Origin of the sequence: Williamsia muralis NBRC 105860, from assembly GCF_001598915.1 — a bacterium.
GTDB classification, from domain to species: domain Bacteria; phylum Actinomycetota; class Actinomycetes; order Mycobacteriales; family Mycobacteriaceae; genus Williamsia; species Williamsia muralis.
The window spans coordinates 584,976-599,826 of record NZ_BDAP01000003.1 but is presented as its reverse complement, the minus strand read 5'-3'; the positions used below and the strand labels follow the sequence as shown (position 1 = coordinate 599,826).

The following is a 14,851-nucleotide window of genomic DNA, read 5'->3' as shown; positions in this document are numbered from 1 at the left end:
GCTGCGGGCACGAAGCCCGTTCAGCGACTGATCAGGGCAGGCCGTTCAAGAAGAACTGGAGGACGTCAACGGCCCAGGGGTTGGTGTTGAGGAATGTATCGATGGCAGCGTCGATCGACGTGTAGGTACTCATAGGACACATCTAAGCAAGAGTCTCCGAGACGCGCGACCGCTGCCCCGTCGACACGCCGGTGGGTCGGCGCGGCGTTCGCATGTTTCCCGCGTGTCACGGGCGAAAACCATTCACCGAGAACGCACCAGCTCCAAGATGGTGATCTCTGGCGCCGCGCCGACACGGGTCGGAGGACCCCACGCTCCGGCACCCCGTGTTGTGTACAACGTGGTCTCGCCCACTCGGTCCAGGCCTTCCACGGATGGCTGCTGCAGCGGCACGAGGTAGCGGATCGGCCACATCTGACCTCCGTGGGTGTGACCGGAGAGCTGGAGATCGACACCCATGTCGGAGGCCTCGAACGCCTGGCGCGGTTCGTGGGCCAGGAGCAAACCGAAGCGTTCGCGGTCCAGCCCGTCGAGTGCTCGGCTGAGGTCGGGCTCGTAGGGCTTCGGAGATGAGTAATCGTGGATGCCGATGATGTCGATGCTTGCGCCCCCTCGTTCGACCACGGCGTGCTCGTTGCGAAGCGTCCGGATGCCGAGCCTGTCCCACACGTCGAGCCACCGGCCTCCGTCGTCGGCATAGAACTCGTGGTTGCCGCTGACGCCGTACACCCCGAGTGGCGCCGACAGCCGTTCGAGTGGTTGCAGGTCGCCGGCCACCTTCTCGACCGTTCCGTCGACGAGATCGCCCGCGATGGCAACGAGGTCTGGGCGTTCGGCATTCACTGTTTCCACCACGCGTGCGGTGAACTTGCCGCCGCGAGAGGGTCCCACGTGGAGATCGGAGATCAGAGCCACCCGCAATCCGTCGAACTCGTCGGGAAGCGCCGCGAGCGGCACGGTGACACGGACGACCTCAGGTCGTGCCGCTTCGACCACTCCGTAGCTCGTCGTAGCAACGGCAGCTATCACCACCCCCACGGTGGCAATTCGGATCGCGCGGCGACGGGCCGAATCGAACGACTCGCTCCGCGAGCCCCGAAGACGCCGAACCATCCGCGCGAGAAGGGATGCCAAGGCGATGACCGCAAGTCCGAGTACGAGGTAGAAGACTGTTCCCAGCCACACCCATCCGGCGAATCCGGGGGTGCGAGCCCACGACGGGTCGAGCAGCTCCCCGCTGCCGACACCGATGATCGCCAGTACCCACAGCAAGCCGAGGAGGATGTCGACGATGATCGACCACGGGCGGGCAACGCCGGTGGCTCGGACAAGTCGCCGGTGGAGCCAGTAGGACACCAGCGCGAGCAGTAGTGCAAAAACAAGAAACCGCGTCATGAATGCTCGGCGAGACAATCAGAGCGGGAGGCGGTGATCGGTGACGTCATCGTTCGAATTGTCGCAGACGGCTGACTGCATCCGGGACGCCCGAGGCGGTCAGCCCCGTCCGGCTGCAGCCCGCAGCGGGGTGGGCGGGGCGTTGTCCACGAGATCATGTGTGACCCGATATGCGGCCCGCATCCGATCCATGTCCTCGTCGCGCGCGAGATAGGCACTGCGGGTCAGCCTGTCAGGGTCCACGGCCACGGCCAGCCGGACACGCGCCGCGACAGCCAGGAGCGGACCGACGCGACCCACGATGTGCTTGAGTCGACCGTCGGGAATGTGCAACTCGTCGGCCGCGTCGTCGCCGATGAACACCCTCTGCAGCGATCGCATCAGCGTGGAGGCGGCCGCGTGGCGGATCCGTTGCGGTCCAGGCAACGCATTGGCGAGTTCGGGGATCAGATAGTCGTCGGTGAGTGCCACGACGAAGTCGCGGTCGTCTTCACCGGGCCCCGGCGAGGTCAACCGGTACAGTTCCTCGATCCGGATCTGATCGGATTCGCTGACCGGGTTGAGCCGCTCGTCCATGCCAACGACATGTCCGACGTATCTCCACAGATGGTAGATGTCTGCGAGTTCGCGGTCTGTGAACCGAACGCCCAACTTGTGCATCGCGTCGATGGCGATGTGGCCGAACTCGGCCAGCGTGAACGCCATGTAGGGCTGGGGGATGGGTACTCCCCACGCGGCCTCGTCCCACACCTGTAGATCCCGAAGGGCGCGGCGCACATGCGCATGGATCATCCGAACCCGCACGGTGTAAGCGAAGCCGTCGCCGCCACGACGCATCCCCCCGGGTGTGATCACATTGCGCAGCCACTCGCCGACCTCAACCGATCGAATGGCCGGCTGGGATACGTACCGGCCTGTCAGTGCCAGCGGCTTCCCGGCGATGGTGTTGCATGCACCCCGCACCAGCGACGCCGCCCCCAGTACGATTCCCAGCGCGGCGGTGTGGCGTATCAGTGCATCGGCGGCGCGGTCGAGCCGCTCATGGTCCACCCAGTCGGGTTCGGTGTCCAGAAATGTGAAGAGATCCTGCAGAGACTGCGGAGCGTCTGACACCGCCTGAACACCGTCGGCGAGCGCAGTCCACACGGCTTCGGTTGCCGAGGAGGCCGACGTCTCGGAGAAGTCGTCGTTCACGACGGCATCCGCCAGGTCGTCGCCCAGCCACATGGCCTCGAGCCATACCCGACCGGCGTCGCCGAATCGGGCGACCGCAACATCGGTGTTCACCAGGTCATTCGGTGGCACGGTAGTCATGATCTCAGTCAAACACGAGGATTCCTCACTTACTATTCACTTTTGTGACCACCCAGAGGGCCCGTGGAACCCCACCACATCGACGCGTGACACCGCGACAGAAACGCGGAGTCGAGATGCGTGAGGCGCTGTTGGAGGGAACCGTGGAGCTTCTCCGGCGCGAGCCCTCCCGCCGCCCGACAACCCAGCAGCTGGCGCAGTTTGCACACGTCAGCATCGGTACGGTGTATCGCTACTTCGCGGATATGGACGCCATCATCGACGACCTGCGGACCACCGCGGTTCACGAGATCACCACCGAACTGGCAACCGGCGTCGGCAGCGCCATGGACAAGGATCCGATGGACGCCATGGTGATCGTGGTGGAAACCCTCACTTCTGCGTTCGAGAAACACGCCCCTGTGCTCCGCGCTTCTTTTGCCTCGGATGAGGCGGAGTTCGGTGACGCCTGGCGCGAGGTGGAGGGCCCTTTGGTACCGCTGGCCCGCGTTCTCCCCGCCCGTCTGCGACCCGACCTGGAGGGCGCGGCGCTCGACGACCTCGTCTTCCTCACGATGGGCGCGACCGCAAGCCTTTGTCTGCGCATTGCTCTACTACGACCTGAACATTCTGACCGACAGAATCTGATCTCGACCGGCGCGCGAATGCTGCTCGCCGCATTCGATCGCACCTGATGTGGCGGAACGCCGTCGAACTCGGGAACGGATTCTCCGCTTTGCAGCAGCCCGGTTGTCCAAAGGTCATGGAGCGGGCTGATGGCTTCGCAGCCACTGTTTTTCGGGAACTGACATCACCACGACGCCGAATGCCCCCGAGCTCATCGTCGATCAGTCCACTAGTGTCGAATCAGACATTCGTTATTTCGGGAAAGGGAGTTCATGCCGCAAGGCTCTCTTCGTCACCGATTGGGTGTGGATCGACCTTCGCCTCTGCTCAAACAACTTCCGTTCGTTGCGCTCTTCTCGGTGGCGGTGGTCCTCAGTGGGACCATCCCGACGCTGGTCGTCAGCGATGCGCGGGTGCTGGTGAGCGCGGTGCTGGTCACCGTGATCGCAACCGTTCTCGCCGTTGCTTTCTCCCGTGACGAGTCGTTGTATCGGTATGGCTTCATCGTTCCCACGCTCGATCTGTTCGCGTGTGGCGCGCTTCGTTTCGCGACGGGAGAGAGCAAGTCGATCTTCGCGTCTCTGGTGATCCTGCCGGTGATCTGGTTCGCCAGTTCAGAGGGCCGTCGATTCATCTTCTATTCGTTCCTCGGCGTGTGTGCGGCCCTCCTCGTGCCATTCGCTCTGGGCACGAGTGTGTCCGACAATCCCAACGAGTTGTGGCGCGGATTGTTCAGTGCGTGCGCATTCACATTCGCAGCGACCGTGGTGAACGAATTGTCGCGGTTGTCGAGAAAGAAACTGTCTGTCATCCAACGGCGCGAGCGTGCGACGACCAGTGAGCTCGACCAGGCTTCGCGGGTTCAGCGGGCATTGTTGCCGAAGAGTGGAACACCGCTGCCGAGCTATCAGGTTGCGGGCGCATGCATTCCGTCAACCGCAATCGGAGGCGATTTCTTCGACTGGTATCCCATCCGCGGCGGTCTGGGTTTCACCCTCGGAGACGTGATGGGCAAGGGTGTCGGTGCGGGCATCATCGCGGCGACAGCTCGCGCTGTGGTGCGAAGCGCCCGCAACGATGAGGACCCGGTTGTCGCTTTCACGCGGACCGCAGACTGCCTCGCAACCGATTTGGGAGACACAGAATCGTTCGCGACGCTTTTCCACGCCAGGATTCGCGCCGAGGACGGCCGGATGCTCTACGCCGACGCCGGGCACGGACTGACAGTGGTCGCTCGCGCCGACGGATCGTGGGAGCGACTCGGATCGAAAGACCTACCGCTGGGGCTCGGACTCGACGACGACTGGACGATGCAAGAACTGTTCCTCCAGCCGGGGGACATGGTGGTGTGCTTCAGCGACGGTGTTCTGGACCTGTACGACGGATCGATGGCCGCTGTCGACCACGTCGCAGCCATCGCCGTGGCAGCATCATCCGCCAGCGAGATCGTGGACGCGATCTCTGGCATGGCATCCCGGACGAACAATCCCGACGACGTGACCGTGGTGGCACTTGCCAGGCTTGCAGTGGCGACGGCCTGACTCGCGGCTACCCGCATCGCTGTCGAGACGGTCAGCGATCACGGCGTGCGTGCACACTGCACAGACAGGTTTGGCGACAGGGGAGTCACAGGCCGAGTGCCTTTTGGATCGTCGGCCACGAACGATGCAGATCGTCGTTCCAATAGCCCCAGGAATGCAGGCCTTCTCGGTAGTCGAACGTGATGTCTACGCCCGCCGCCTCGGCCTTGGCGTCGAAGGTCCGGGTGCAGGCCAACGCTGCGGCCTCGAGCGCTCCGCCGACGGGTGAGGCAAGCCCCGCCACGCCCATCGACCAGTCCGGCACACCGCTTCCGACCGCGACGTACAGCGGTTTGCCGCGCAGGGCACCGATATTCGCGCCTGGATCGTGGGCGAGCCACGCCTCGTTGTAGGCCGGACCCCACATGTTGGCCGGATCCCCGCCGCGAGTCATCACGCTTGCGGTGGTGGCATTCTGGGCGGTCTGGTCTCCGAGGTCGAGGCAGCCGCTGAAAAGCGCAGCGCCGCTGTAGAGATCAGGGTTCCGCACGGCCAGCATCAATGCGCCGGTGGCACCCATCGACAATCCTTCGATGGCATTGCGGCCGTTGCCCTCGAACGTCGAGTCGATGAGCGGGGGGAGTTCGCGGGTGAGGAACGTTTCCCACTTGTTCCTGCCCAGCGCGGGATCGTCCTGTTTCCAATCGGTGTAGTAACTGCCTGTGCCGCCGATGGGAAGCACGACGTTGACATTCTTGTCTGCCATGAATTCGACGATGTCCGTGTACTGGGTCCATCCGCTCTGGCTGTAGCCCGAATAGACACCGGCGTCGATGCCGTCGAGCATGTAGAGCGATGGGCGTGGGGTAGCGGCTCTTGGCCGCGCCGGCAACAGCACATCAACACGAACGGTCCGGCGCATCGTCGGCGAGTAGACGGTGAGCTTTGCTCGCTGAGGCGTCACCATCACCAACGTCTCGATGCGCGTGGACGCCGCAAGGCCGTCGGTGATGGGCTCGGCCATCGCCACAGGGGCTGCCGCAAGCTCACTTATGACACAGAAGATCACAATGGCCACAATGGCCGAAAACCGCCGTCTCACTTACTGATTCCCCCGCGCCGTCGATTCTGGGCTCCCGACCCCGCGACAGTAAACCACGACCCCAGGTCGACTGCCTATGGTCGCGACAACCGATCAACTGCACGGCGCAGCGACAAGCGTCGGACAACGGATGTGTTCACATGAGCTGCATGGTGCAGAGCGGTTGCCTACGCTGGTTGAGCACGCCACTTCGGCTACCTCGACTCCAAGGTGAAACCAATGACGAATCGGCCAAACCCTCTGACGGTGTTTCTCGCCGACTCTCCTTCAGCTGAGGAGCCGGCGCGCGCTGTCGCACGCATTGCGCTCGGATCGGCCTTGGTGTTCGCGGGTATCGGACACCTGACGTTTGCGCGACAGGACTTCCAGGCACAGGTTCCGGACTTCGTGCCATTCGGCCCGGACGTGACCGTTCTCGCTTCAGGTGTGGTCGAGATCGCGCTGGGGACTTCGACCGTCTTCCTCAAACGCCGCCGAGCCGCTATCGGTCTGGTGTTGGCCGCGTTCTTCGTCGCGGTGTTTCCGGGCAACCTGGCGCAGCTGATCAACCACCGTGATGCGTTCGGACTCAACACCGACCAGGCCCGTGCCACCCGATTGCTCTTCCAGCCGGTGTTGATCGCATGGGCGCTCTGGTCGACCGGGGCGTGGTCGGCGCTTCGCAGGCAGCGGGCGGGTCACCCCTCGTAGCTCGCCCACGTCCGACGGTGGACTGTCGATCCGCCAGCGATCGCTGTCACCCGCCCGCTGAAGCCCGGTTATGGAGCTGACGGTGCCGAAGACGCTCCACTCGTAACCGGGGGTGCGGTCGTCGCCGAAGGAGTGTCCAACGCAGGTACCTCGGTGTTCACCTGTGACTGTTCTGCAGTGGGGGTGGTGGTGGCGGGGGTGTCGGTGGGCGTGACGGTGCCGGTCGCTGCCGGTTCCGTTGCGGACGTCGGCCCGCTGGGCGCGGACTCCGTCGCCGATGGGTCGGCGCTCGGATCAACGCTTTCGGGCGCGGTTCCCGTCTCCGGGATGTCGGACGGGAGCACCGAGGGGGTTTGCGCCGCCAGCAATGCGGCGTCGGTGACCTTCGCCGATCCGTCCGGCACCGGTGATCCCGAGGCGGTGACCACCTGGGTCTTGGCGGTGACAGGCGGGGTGCTGCGTAGCGCCTGCGTCACTTCTTCTCGCCCATCGCGGAGTCCGCGGCCCCAGTTCTCCCAGGTGTGCCCGCCGTAATTGGGAAGGACGACCACGTTGGCGCCGCTTTGTCTGGCCTGCATCTGCATCAAGATGGTCGATACTGCCGACAACATCTCCAAGGCGATGGCGCTGATCTGATCCTGCGGGGCCAGATGGGCGAGTTCACCGGGTGTCAGCAAGCCGTTACCCGAGGAGATGATCAGGACCTGCCCGTTGTCCTTCAACTTGCTGACGTTCTTCGAGGGATCGTTCTCGGTCCACTGCGTGCTGCCGGGGGGACCCCACATGTTGAGGATGCCGTTTGTGTAGTTGGAGACCAACGTCTGAGACGCGAACACGCCGAGCGCGCCCAGCGGGTTGTCGGTTTGGTAGTACCCCGACATCGCCTGCACGACTTTGAACTGCTCGGGGTGACGTTCGGCCAGGGTGACCGCGGGGCCGGCCGACATCGACAAGCCGATGATGGCGTTGTTGGACGGGCTCACGCCGAAGTTCTGTGCGAGATATGCGGGCAATTCGTCGGTCAGGAACGTCTCCTGCTTGATGGTGCTGTTCTGGTCGCCCGCGCCGCCGTTCCAGTCGGTGTAGAAGGAGGATGCGCCGCCCACGGGCATCACCAGCGTGGTGTCGGTGGTGTGGTCGTAGACGTCCGCGGCCCTCACATCGGTTGTCCACGCCGAACGATCCTCGCGGGCTCGCATGCCGTCGAGGAGATACACGCCTTGGTCACTACCCTGCGACGCGCGGATCTGGACCGTGACCCACTTGTTCTGCGACGGGGACCAGACCTGGCAGTTCTGTACGTAGCTGCCGGATGAGTCCCACGAACAACCATCTCGCAGCACCTCCGGATGGCCGGTCAGCGCGGATGCGGACGTGAATGTGAACAGGAACGAACTCGCGGCCGTCAACCCGATACTGAGCACGGCCACAACAGCACTCATGACCAGGATCCGGGGCCTGCGCCGACCACTGGACCTGCGGGGCTGCTTGTCGGTCGAGTCGATTCTCCAAGCTGGAACGAGATTGCCGCTGGGGATTGCAGGTGAGGGCATGCGGGGACTGGCTCCTTGATCTCGGTCCCCGACGACTAAGGCACTGTAGGAGATGTCGTCTTCGGGCGGTGCCGCGTTACCCGTCGAACGAAAATCTCTTCTGGTGCCGCCAGTGCCGTCGCTCGACACTGGAGATTGGCCCACTATAGGGCCCCGCACGCGACGCAGGTCGCCGATCTGCAAATTCCCGCGCTGGATTGTTCGATGACTTGGATGAGACACCAGGAGGCCGGGTGCTCGCGGCGGCGTATCCGTCGCTTCTCCGGACGGCTGCGTGCAGTCGGGCGGCGTTGAACCGCCTGCTTTGTCACGCGATTTCCAGCGCGAGTGAACCGGGCTGCCTTTTTGTATTCACGCCGCGAACGCGCGGCGAAGACACCTACTCAGTGCAGGAAACGCTCCCCGGACGCCGAGCCGGTAACCCCCGAAGCCGTGACCCCAGCTGCTTGATTCGCCGCAGCCTGCATTCCCGGCAATCGCCGAGGCATTGCGAATGCAGATCAATGATCGCGAAACTTGATTCGTGGACGGGTACCACCGTTGCTGGTCGATCGGCGAGACGATTAAACGTGAGCTTCGGTGGCTCACAGGGACTCTCGTGGACATGCTCGACTCAACTGTCATCCCAGTGGTCGAGAAGCCGTCCGCGTCGTTGTGTTGAACCCTGGCTCATCGCTGTATTCCTGCGGCGGAGTCACGAGCTAGACGAGCTGGTTCCCCGACCAAGTTGCTAGCACAGCTCATTACCAGAACCATGTTTCCGAGCCAGCGAACACGCGCGAAGAGGTTCGGTAAATCACAGTTCGACCAGCATGACCGAATTGGCGATCTGGTAACGGACTTTCTGTGTTTAAATTGCGCATCAGACGATTAGTGGGGAATTGCATTTGGTGAACGGCGAGACGGACTGAAAGCGGCCATTGCGGGCGAACCAGTCCTGACGTCGAACAACCGGGTTTTGGGGTATGCAGTGCCACGGAAGGGATCCGTGAGTATGAAGACGCGTGAAGATTGCGGGCGAGGTGGCTGTGCTGATGCACCACACCCAGCTCAGAGCTGAAGTCGAGGACCGGGGTATGTCGGATACTCGCACTTGGAAGGACCCCAAACGTCACCTGTGGCCGCTTTGTCTACTCGTGCCTGCCGGGCCGTTCATCGCGTGCCTGCTGGCGAACAGTGTGTCGGGGTTGCTGTGGGGTTTCGGTGGTTACCTGCTCCTCGTGGTCGTCCCTCTCCTCGACCTGATCCGAGGGCCCGACCGCGCCGGACCGCCGGATGATGCGGTGCGGACGTTGTCGGCGGACCGGTACTACCGGTGGTGCACCTACATCTTCGTCCCGCTCCAGTACGCGGGCCTGTTCTTCGGCTTCTGGTGCCTTGCCTTCGCGGACATGACCAGGGGTGAGCGGGTAGGTCTTTCGATCACTCTGGGCATGAGTGCCGCGATCGGTATCAACGCCGCTCACGAATTGGGCCACAAGCGCGAGAAATTGGAACAGGGCCTGGCCAAGATCGCGTTGGCGCAGTCGGTGTACGGGCACTTCTACGTCGAACACAACGTCGGCCACCACGTGAAGGTCGCAACCCCTGCAGATCCGGCGAGCGCGCGATTCGGCGAGTCCTTGTTCGCGTTCTATCCCCGCGCGCTCTATGGAGGACTTGTCTCGGGTATCGAGCTCGAAACCGCTCGTCTACATCGTCAGGGCCACCGATTCTGGAACTGGCGCAACACAATTCTGCAGTCCTGGTCGGTGAGTGTCGCGATTGTCGTCGTCATCGTCGCTGCCTTCGGGTGGGCGATGCTGCCATATTTCGCGCTGCAGGCGGTCATCGGCATGCTTGTACTCGAAGCGGTGAACTACATCGAGCACTACGGTTTGCTGCGAATGCCCACTCCGGACGGAAGATTGGGAAAGGTGCGTCCTGAGCACAGTTGGAATGGTGACCACCTCGTCAGCAACGTCGTCTTGCTCAACCTGCAACGGCACTCCGATCACCACGCGCGCGCCGGACGGCGGTACCAGGCCCTTCGTAGTTGCAGCGAGGCCCCACAATTTCCTGCGGGCTACGCCATGATGGTGGTCCTGGCGTTCATCCCGCCGCTGTGGCGCAAGGTGATGGATCCCCGCGTGCTCGGCCACTACAACGGCGACCTCTCCAGGGTGAACGTTCACCCGCCGAAGGCCGACAAAATCGAGCAGCGCTACGGCGCCGCGTTAGCCGGGAGCTCTGCCAGATGAGCGCAGTAAAGGCGGTGGGCAGAACTGTCCGCTCAGGTCGGCGATTCGGACAACGTCGGGATGCACGTCATCAGCCTGCGGCTGAAGCAACGCACGTACGATTCGCGGGCGAGGACGAAATCGCGCGGTGGGACGAACTGATCCTGCTGAGCCCAGACGAGGGCACCGTCTATCGCGGTCGCGCCAACATCGATGGCATGGCCTTACAAGGTGCCAGGCCCGTCTATCTCATCGTGGGCGGTTACGCAGTGACGGCGTTCCAGGTGGACGTGCCGCTTGTGGGAGCGCTCTGGGTGCTTTTCGGACCGCCTGTCCTCGACGTTCACGATCTGATCCGGTCCGGCCGCGCAGTGGCTGCGTTCGGGGCGGAGAACGGGATCACCGCGGTTCGAGTGCGTTCCCAACTGAAGGCGAATGCAGACGACGCCAAACTCCTTCGTGCCCAGGGTTTTACGCGGGTGCCGACGTGGTTGGACGACAGCACGGTCATCGTGGATCTGCGCGGCAGCGAACTCGACGTGCAGGCTCGCTTCAAGAAGCGAGCGCGAAAGTCGATCCGTCGTGCAGCGCAGGAGGGTGTGACGGTCGAACGGGTCCCGGCCACCGACGAGAACTGCCGCATCCTGTACGAGATGCTCGACGCCACCAGCGGTGGCCGGTTCAGGATCCCCGGCCTCGAGACGTCGACTGCGCTGTTCCAGCAGTACGAAGCGTCCGGCGACGGTCAGCTGTTCCTGGCTCGGCACCAGGGCGAGGTGGTGGTCGGCGCGTTCGTCTCGAAATTGGGCAAGAATGCGCTCTACCTGGGGGCGGGCTCGATTCGCAAGCGCCCTGGCGACCCGTTCCTGTGTGGACTGGGAGGTAGCCGCGCGGCGTACGCGCTGCAGTGGGAGATCATGCAGTGGGCGCGGGAGCAGGGATGCGAGCGATACGACCTCGATGGGACACCCTCGACGTCGACCATTTCCGATCCATCTCATCCCCGCCACGGGGTAGGCCAGTTCAAGACCGCGTTCAGTGAAGAAATCACCGACTACCTCGGCGCCTACCAGATAGCTGTTCGTCCCCGGCGGGCATGGACGCTGCGGCAACTCGAGATACTCACGTCACTGATCGACGAATCGCCACGGCTGAATCGGCTACGCGGTCGTCCGGTGCGTCCGAATCCGGACTACGTGTGGCTCGAGCATGGACCTGTCTGGAGCAGGTTACGTCGCCTGGGATGAGCCGTCGGGGAAGTCGCCCGCCGAAGTGGACGCAGGATCGGACTGCGTCAGAGACCGGACCGTTTCCCGGCCGTTCAACTCGAGTGTTGCTGCGCAACTCTTTCGAGAATTTCGTGTGACGGTTTGGCGCAGGGGGGCAGCTGGACCTGTGGGCCCATCGAGGATTGAGGGCATACTGGCTCCCGTGTCTGCGCCCGTTCCCGCACCGGTTGTTCTCGTCCACGGGATTCGTGTCAGCGGGGCATCGTTGCACCGAATCGCTGCCGCGATCCCCGACCGCGAAGTGGTGTTCCCGGATCTGCCCGGTCATGGCAGACGGGTGGGGGAGACGTTCACGCTTGCAGGTGCCGTTGACACGGTGGTCAAGGCCATCGAGGAGCTCGGGTCACCCGCCATCGTTGCAGGCATGTCGATGGGCGGTTACGTCTCGATGGCCGTCGCGGGCAGGCGTCCAGACCTGGTCAGTGGGTTGGTGGCGATGTGCGCGACCGCACAACCCAGCCCGTTCTATGCAGCCCCGTTTCGGGCGTTCGGGGCGACGACCGCGTACCTACCCGAGCAGGCAGCGGCCATCAGCAGGTGGCTCACCCGAGCATCGGTCGGGCGCCGAGTCGCTGACGATATGGAAGTCGGTGGCCTCGCATTGGCATCGATCAAAGATGTTGTCGCCGAGGTCTCCCGTTTCGATGCCCTCGGCGAACTCGCGCGGTATCCAGGTCCGATCGAATTCATCAATGGCGGCTGGGACCAGTTTCGCGTCAATGAACGCCGCTTCGAAGCGATTTCGCCCCGGGCTCATCTGACCGTGATACCTCGCGCCAGTCATTTGTTCCCGCTCATCCAGCCTGATGTCACGGGCAGAGCGATCGCCACGTTTGCACGAGCGATCGAGGCAGGCGCCCTCAGATCCATTTCACCGCCGGACGAGTTCCGGCGGACATCTGGTGGCGGCTGACGTGGCAGTGGTCAGGCGATGTCGGAAAGCGTTGCTACACTTAATCTCTCACACGGAGGCTAGCTGTTGGGGGAGAGGTCGGCCCAGCGCTGTCCCCAGGGCATCGCTTGTTCGAGTTGTCCTGCGAGACGCAGGAGCATGGCTTCACCACCGAGCTGAGCGGTGAACTGCACACCCATCGGAATGCCTTCCGGGGTCCAGTGAAGTGGCAACGACAGCGCGGGACGCCCGGTCAGGTTCGCCAATTGTGTGTAGGGCACCCAACTGAGGTTGCTCTGGATCATGTTGTCCACCAACGGGGCATGCCGCAGAAGGCCGGCTGTACGAGTTCTCAGAAGAGCGGACGCCGCCATGCGGGCAGGGCGGGGAGTGTCGAACGCGCCGATGCGTGGCGGAGGCTCGGCCAGAGTTGGCGTCATCAGCAGGTCATACTTCTCGAAATACGCTGACAGTTGTCGTACATGTTCGTGTCGGCGCATGACCGCATCGACGTACTCGACACCGCCATGGGCTCGCCCCAGTGCGGCCATCACCCGCGTGTCGATCTCGAAATCAGAGTCGTCGCAACCTGATCGGCGTTTGGCGTCGTCCATTTCCCACGCCAGGTACACGAACCAGGTCAGCAAGAAGTCGCGGGCCAACGCCAGGTCGTCGAACGGCTGCTGGTCCAGGATCTCCACGTCGTGTCCGAGGTCGGCAAGAGCCTTCGCGGTGCCGTCGACTGCCGCCACCGCTTCTGTATGGGGATCGGGATTGATGCCCGATGTGGAGCAGACGCCGATACGTAGCCGTCCGGGATCGGCACCCACCTGTGAGAGGTAGGTGTCAGGCGGGACGGAAGGCAGGAACGGGCCGCTCGGCTCGCCCCCGGCGAGCACGTCGAGCATCGCCGCGGTATCCCGTACCGAGCGAGAGACAACCCCTTGCGCGGCGGCGCCGTGCATCGCCTCACCGATGGCTGGACCCATGGGGAGGAGCCCGCGGCCCGGCTTGAGACCGACGAGTCCGCAGCAGGCGGCCGGGATCCGGATAGAGCCACCGCCGTCGTTGGCGCCGGCGACCGGAACAATGCCGGCGGCAACAGCCGCGGCGGATCCGCCCGACGAACCTCCAGGTGTCCGAGTCAGATCCCACGGATTGCGCGCGGGCCCGAACAGCTCGGGCTCGGTGATCCCCTTGGCGCCGAACTCGGGGGTGTTCGTCTTGCCGAATATCACCAGTCCTGCATCGAGCCATCGCTGAACCACAGTGGAATGCTCACCTGCGAGGACATTGACGAGTGATCGCGAACCGCTGCTGCTCGGGAGGCCACGATAGTCCTGAGCCAGGTCTTTGATCAGGAATGGGACGCCGCTGAACGGGCCCACTTGTCCACCGGCAACGTGCTCGTCTGCCTGCGAGTTCATGAAGCGAACGATTGCGTTGATCTGAGGGTTCACCTCATGCGCCCGCTGCTGCGCGAGATCGAGGAGCTGGCCGGCCGTCACGTCACCGTCTTTGACGAGTTGAGCGAGTCCGAGTGCATCGAAGTTCTGGTACTCATCAAAGCGCATACGGCGAACGATAGTTCCCCGCCGTCAAAGCCGGTTGGGTGGGCAGGAAAGTGATTTCAGGAGTGATCCAGCGACTTCTCTGGGGGCCAACGGTCGGTGATCATCTTGGTCATCTCGTCCACCCAGGTGTCGTCGAGAGCTGCGTCGCTTCGGATGAGAATGCGAAAGATCGCAGTGCCCGCGACCACCTCGGCGAGCATGGGCAGATGGTCGTCGTCGCGGCGCTCTTGTCCGAACCGAGATTCGAATGCCGTGAGATTGCCACCCAATCGCGCGATCATCATGGCGTGCAGCTGAGGATCGGCAACGGTGTCCGCGATCAGGCCCGGCAGCGCCAACCGCACCTCCGGTCTGTCGAAGATGACCCGGACCGTCTCGACCAGACCCCGGATCTCCGCGCGGATGTCGCCGGAACCATCTGGCACGGGTATCGATTCGGCGTACAACACGGCTTCGTGAACCAGCTGCGCCTTGCCCGACCACCGGCGGTAGATGGCAGCAGTGGTGGTTCCGGCACGCGCAGCGATCGCCGAGAGTGACAACGCGGAGTAGCCGGTCTGGAGGATCAGCTCGCGTGTGGCAGCGATGATCGCGGCATCGATCCTGCCGTCACGCGGCCGCCCAGGTGTGGACTGCACAGCGCTCTTGTTTTCACTGCGGCTTTCTGCTGTCATGGCTTCACCATAGTTCCAATACG

At 63.6% G+C, this 14,851-nt stretch carries 12 protein-coding genes; 6 read left to right on the top strand and 6 right to left on the bottom strand.

Annotated features, from left to right (window positions below; genetic code table 11):
• Window positions 1-243: 243 nt before the first annotated feature.
• Window positions 244-1,395 carry a metallophosphoesterase gene (locus tag WIMU1_RS14795; protein ID WP_062798266.1) on the bottom strand — a complete coding sequence of 384 codons (1,152 nt, stop codon included), beginning with the start codon at window positions 1,393-1,395 and terminating at the stop codon, window positions 244-246.
• A gap of 99 nt (window positions 1,396-1,494) precedes the next feature.
• Complete coding sequence (locus WIMU1_RS14790; RefSeq protein ID WP_062798632.1) at window positions 1,495-2,709, bottom strand: oxygenase MpaB family protein; 1,215 nt, start codon at window positions 2,707-2,709, stop codon at window positions 1,495-1,497.
• Window positions 2,710-2,825: 116 nt separating this feature from the next.
• Between WIMU1_RS14790 and WIMU1_RS14785 the strand changes: the two genes are divergently transcribed.
• Together WIMU1_RS14785 and WIMU1_RS14780 are read left to right on the top strand one after the other, a co-directional pair.
• Window positions 2,826-3,383 (top strand): TetR/AcrR family transcriptional regulator, encoded by a 558-nt coding sequence (locus WIMU1_RS14785; RefSeq protein WP_062798634.1) that lies wholly within the window; start codon window positions 2,826-2,828, stop codon window positions 3,381-3,383.
• A gap of 237 nt (window positions 3,384-3,620) precedes the next feature.
• A complete protein-coding gene (locus WIMU1_RS14780; protein ID WP_062798260.1) occupies window positions 3,621-4,856 on the top strand; it encodes a PP2C family protein-serine/threonine phosphatase in 1,236 nt (411 codons plus the stop codon).
• Window positions 4,857-4,941: 85 nt separating this feature from the next.
• Here the strand turns inward: WIMU1_RS14780 and WIMU1_RS14775 are convergent, their stop codons facing one another.
• On the bottom strand, window positions 4,942-5,859 hold the full coding sequence (locus WIMU1_RS14775) for an alpha/beta hydrolase (RefSeq protein ID WP_084248299.1): 918 nt from the start codon (window positions 5,857-5,859) through the stop codon (window positions 4,942-4,944).
• A 297-nt stretch (window positions 5,860-6,156) separates the two neighbouring features.
• Between WIMU1_RS14775 and WIMU1_RS14770 the strand changes: the two genes are divergently transcribed.
• Entirely contained in the window at window positions 6,157-6,627 is a 471-nt protein-coding gene (locus WIMU1_RS14770; RefSeq protein ID WP_023958242.1) for a DoxX family protein, read from the top strand.
• A 68-nt stretch (window positions 6,628-6,695) separates the two neighbouring features.
• Here WIMU1_RS14770 and WIMU1_RS14765 read toward each other — a convergent pair whose 3' ends face one another.
• Complete coding sequence (locus tag WIMU1_RS14765; protein ID WP_245969010.1) at window positions 6,696-8,069, bottom strand: alpha/beta hydrolase; 1,374 nt, start codon at window positions 8,067-8,069, stop codon at window positions 6,696-6,698.
• A 1,145-nt stretch (window positions 8,070-9,214) separates the two neighbouring features.
• Here WIMU1_RS14765 and WIMU1_RS14760 point away from each other — a divergent pair.
• The 3 genes from WIMU1_RS14760 to WIMU1_RS14750 all read left to right on the top strand — a co-directional run bounded on the left by WIMU1_RS14760 (window position 9,215) and on the right by WIMU1_RS14750 (window position 12,601).
• Window positions 9,215-10,420 carry an alkane 1-monooxygenase gene (locus tag WIMU1_RS14760; RefSeq protein ID WP_062798628.1) on the top strand — a complete coding sequence of 402 codons (1,206 nt, stop codon included), beginning with the start codon at window positions 9,215-9,217 and terminating at the stop codon, window positions 10,418-10,420.
• Window positions 10,417-11,646 carry a lipid II:glycine glycyltransferase FemX gene (locus WIMU1_RS14755; protein ID WP_084248263.1) on the top strand — a complete coding sequence of 410 codons (1,230 nt, stop codon included), beginning with the start codon at window positions 10,417-10,419 and terminating at the stop codon, window positions 11,644-11,646. The genes WIMU1_RS14760 and WIMU1_RS14755 overlap by 4 nt, the downstream gene beginning before the upstream one ends.
• A gap of 184 nt (window positions 11,647-11,830) precedes the next feature.
• Window positions 11,831-12,601, top strand: a complete 771-nt coding sequence (locus WIMU1_RS14750; protein ID WP_062798256.1) for an alpha/beta fold hydrolase — start codon at window positions 11,831-11,833, stop codon at window positions 12,599-12,601.
• A gap of 59 nt (window positions 12,602-12,660) precedes the next feature.
• Here the strand turns inward: WIMU1_RS14750 and WIMU1_RS14745 are convergent, their stop codons facing one another.
• On the bottom strand, window positions 12,661-14,154 hold the full coding sequence (locus WIMU1_RS14745; RefSeq protein WP_062798255.1) for an amidase: 1,494 nt from the start codon (window positions 14,152-14,154) through the stop codon (window positions 12,661-12,663).
• Window positions 14,155-14,210: 56 nt separating this feature from the next.
• Entirely contained in the window at window positions 14,211-14,828 is a 618-nt protein-coding gene (locus WIMU1_RS14740; RefSeq protein ID WP_062798254.1) for a TetR-like C-terminal domain-containing protein, read from the bottom strand.
• Window positions 14,829-14,851: the final 23 nt, after the last annotated feature.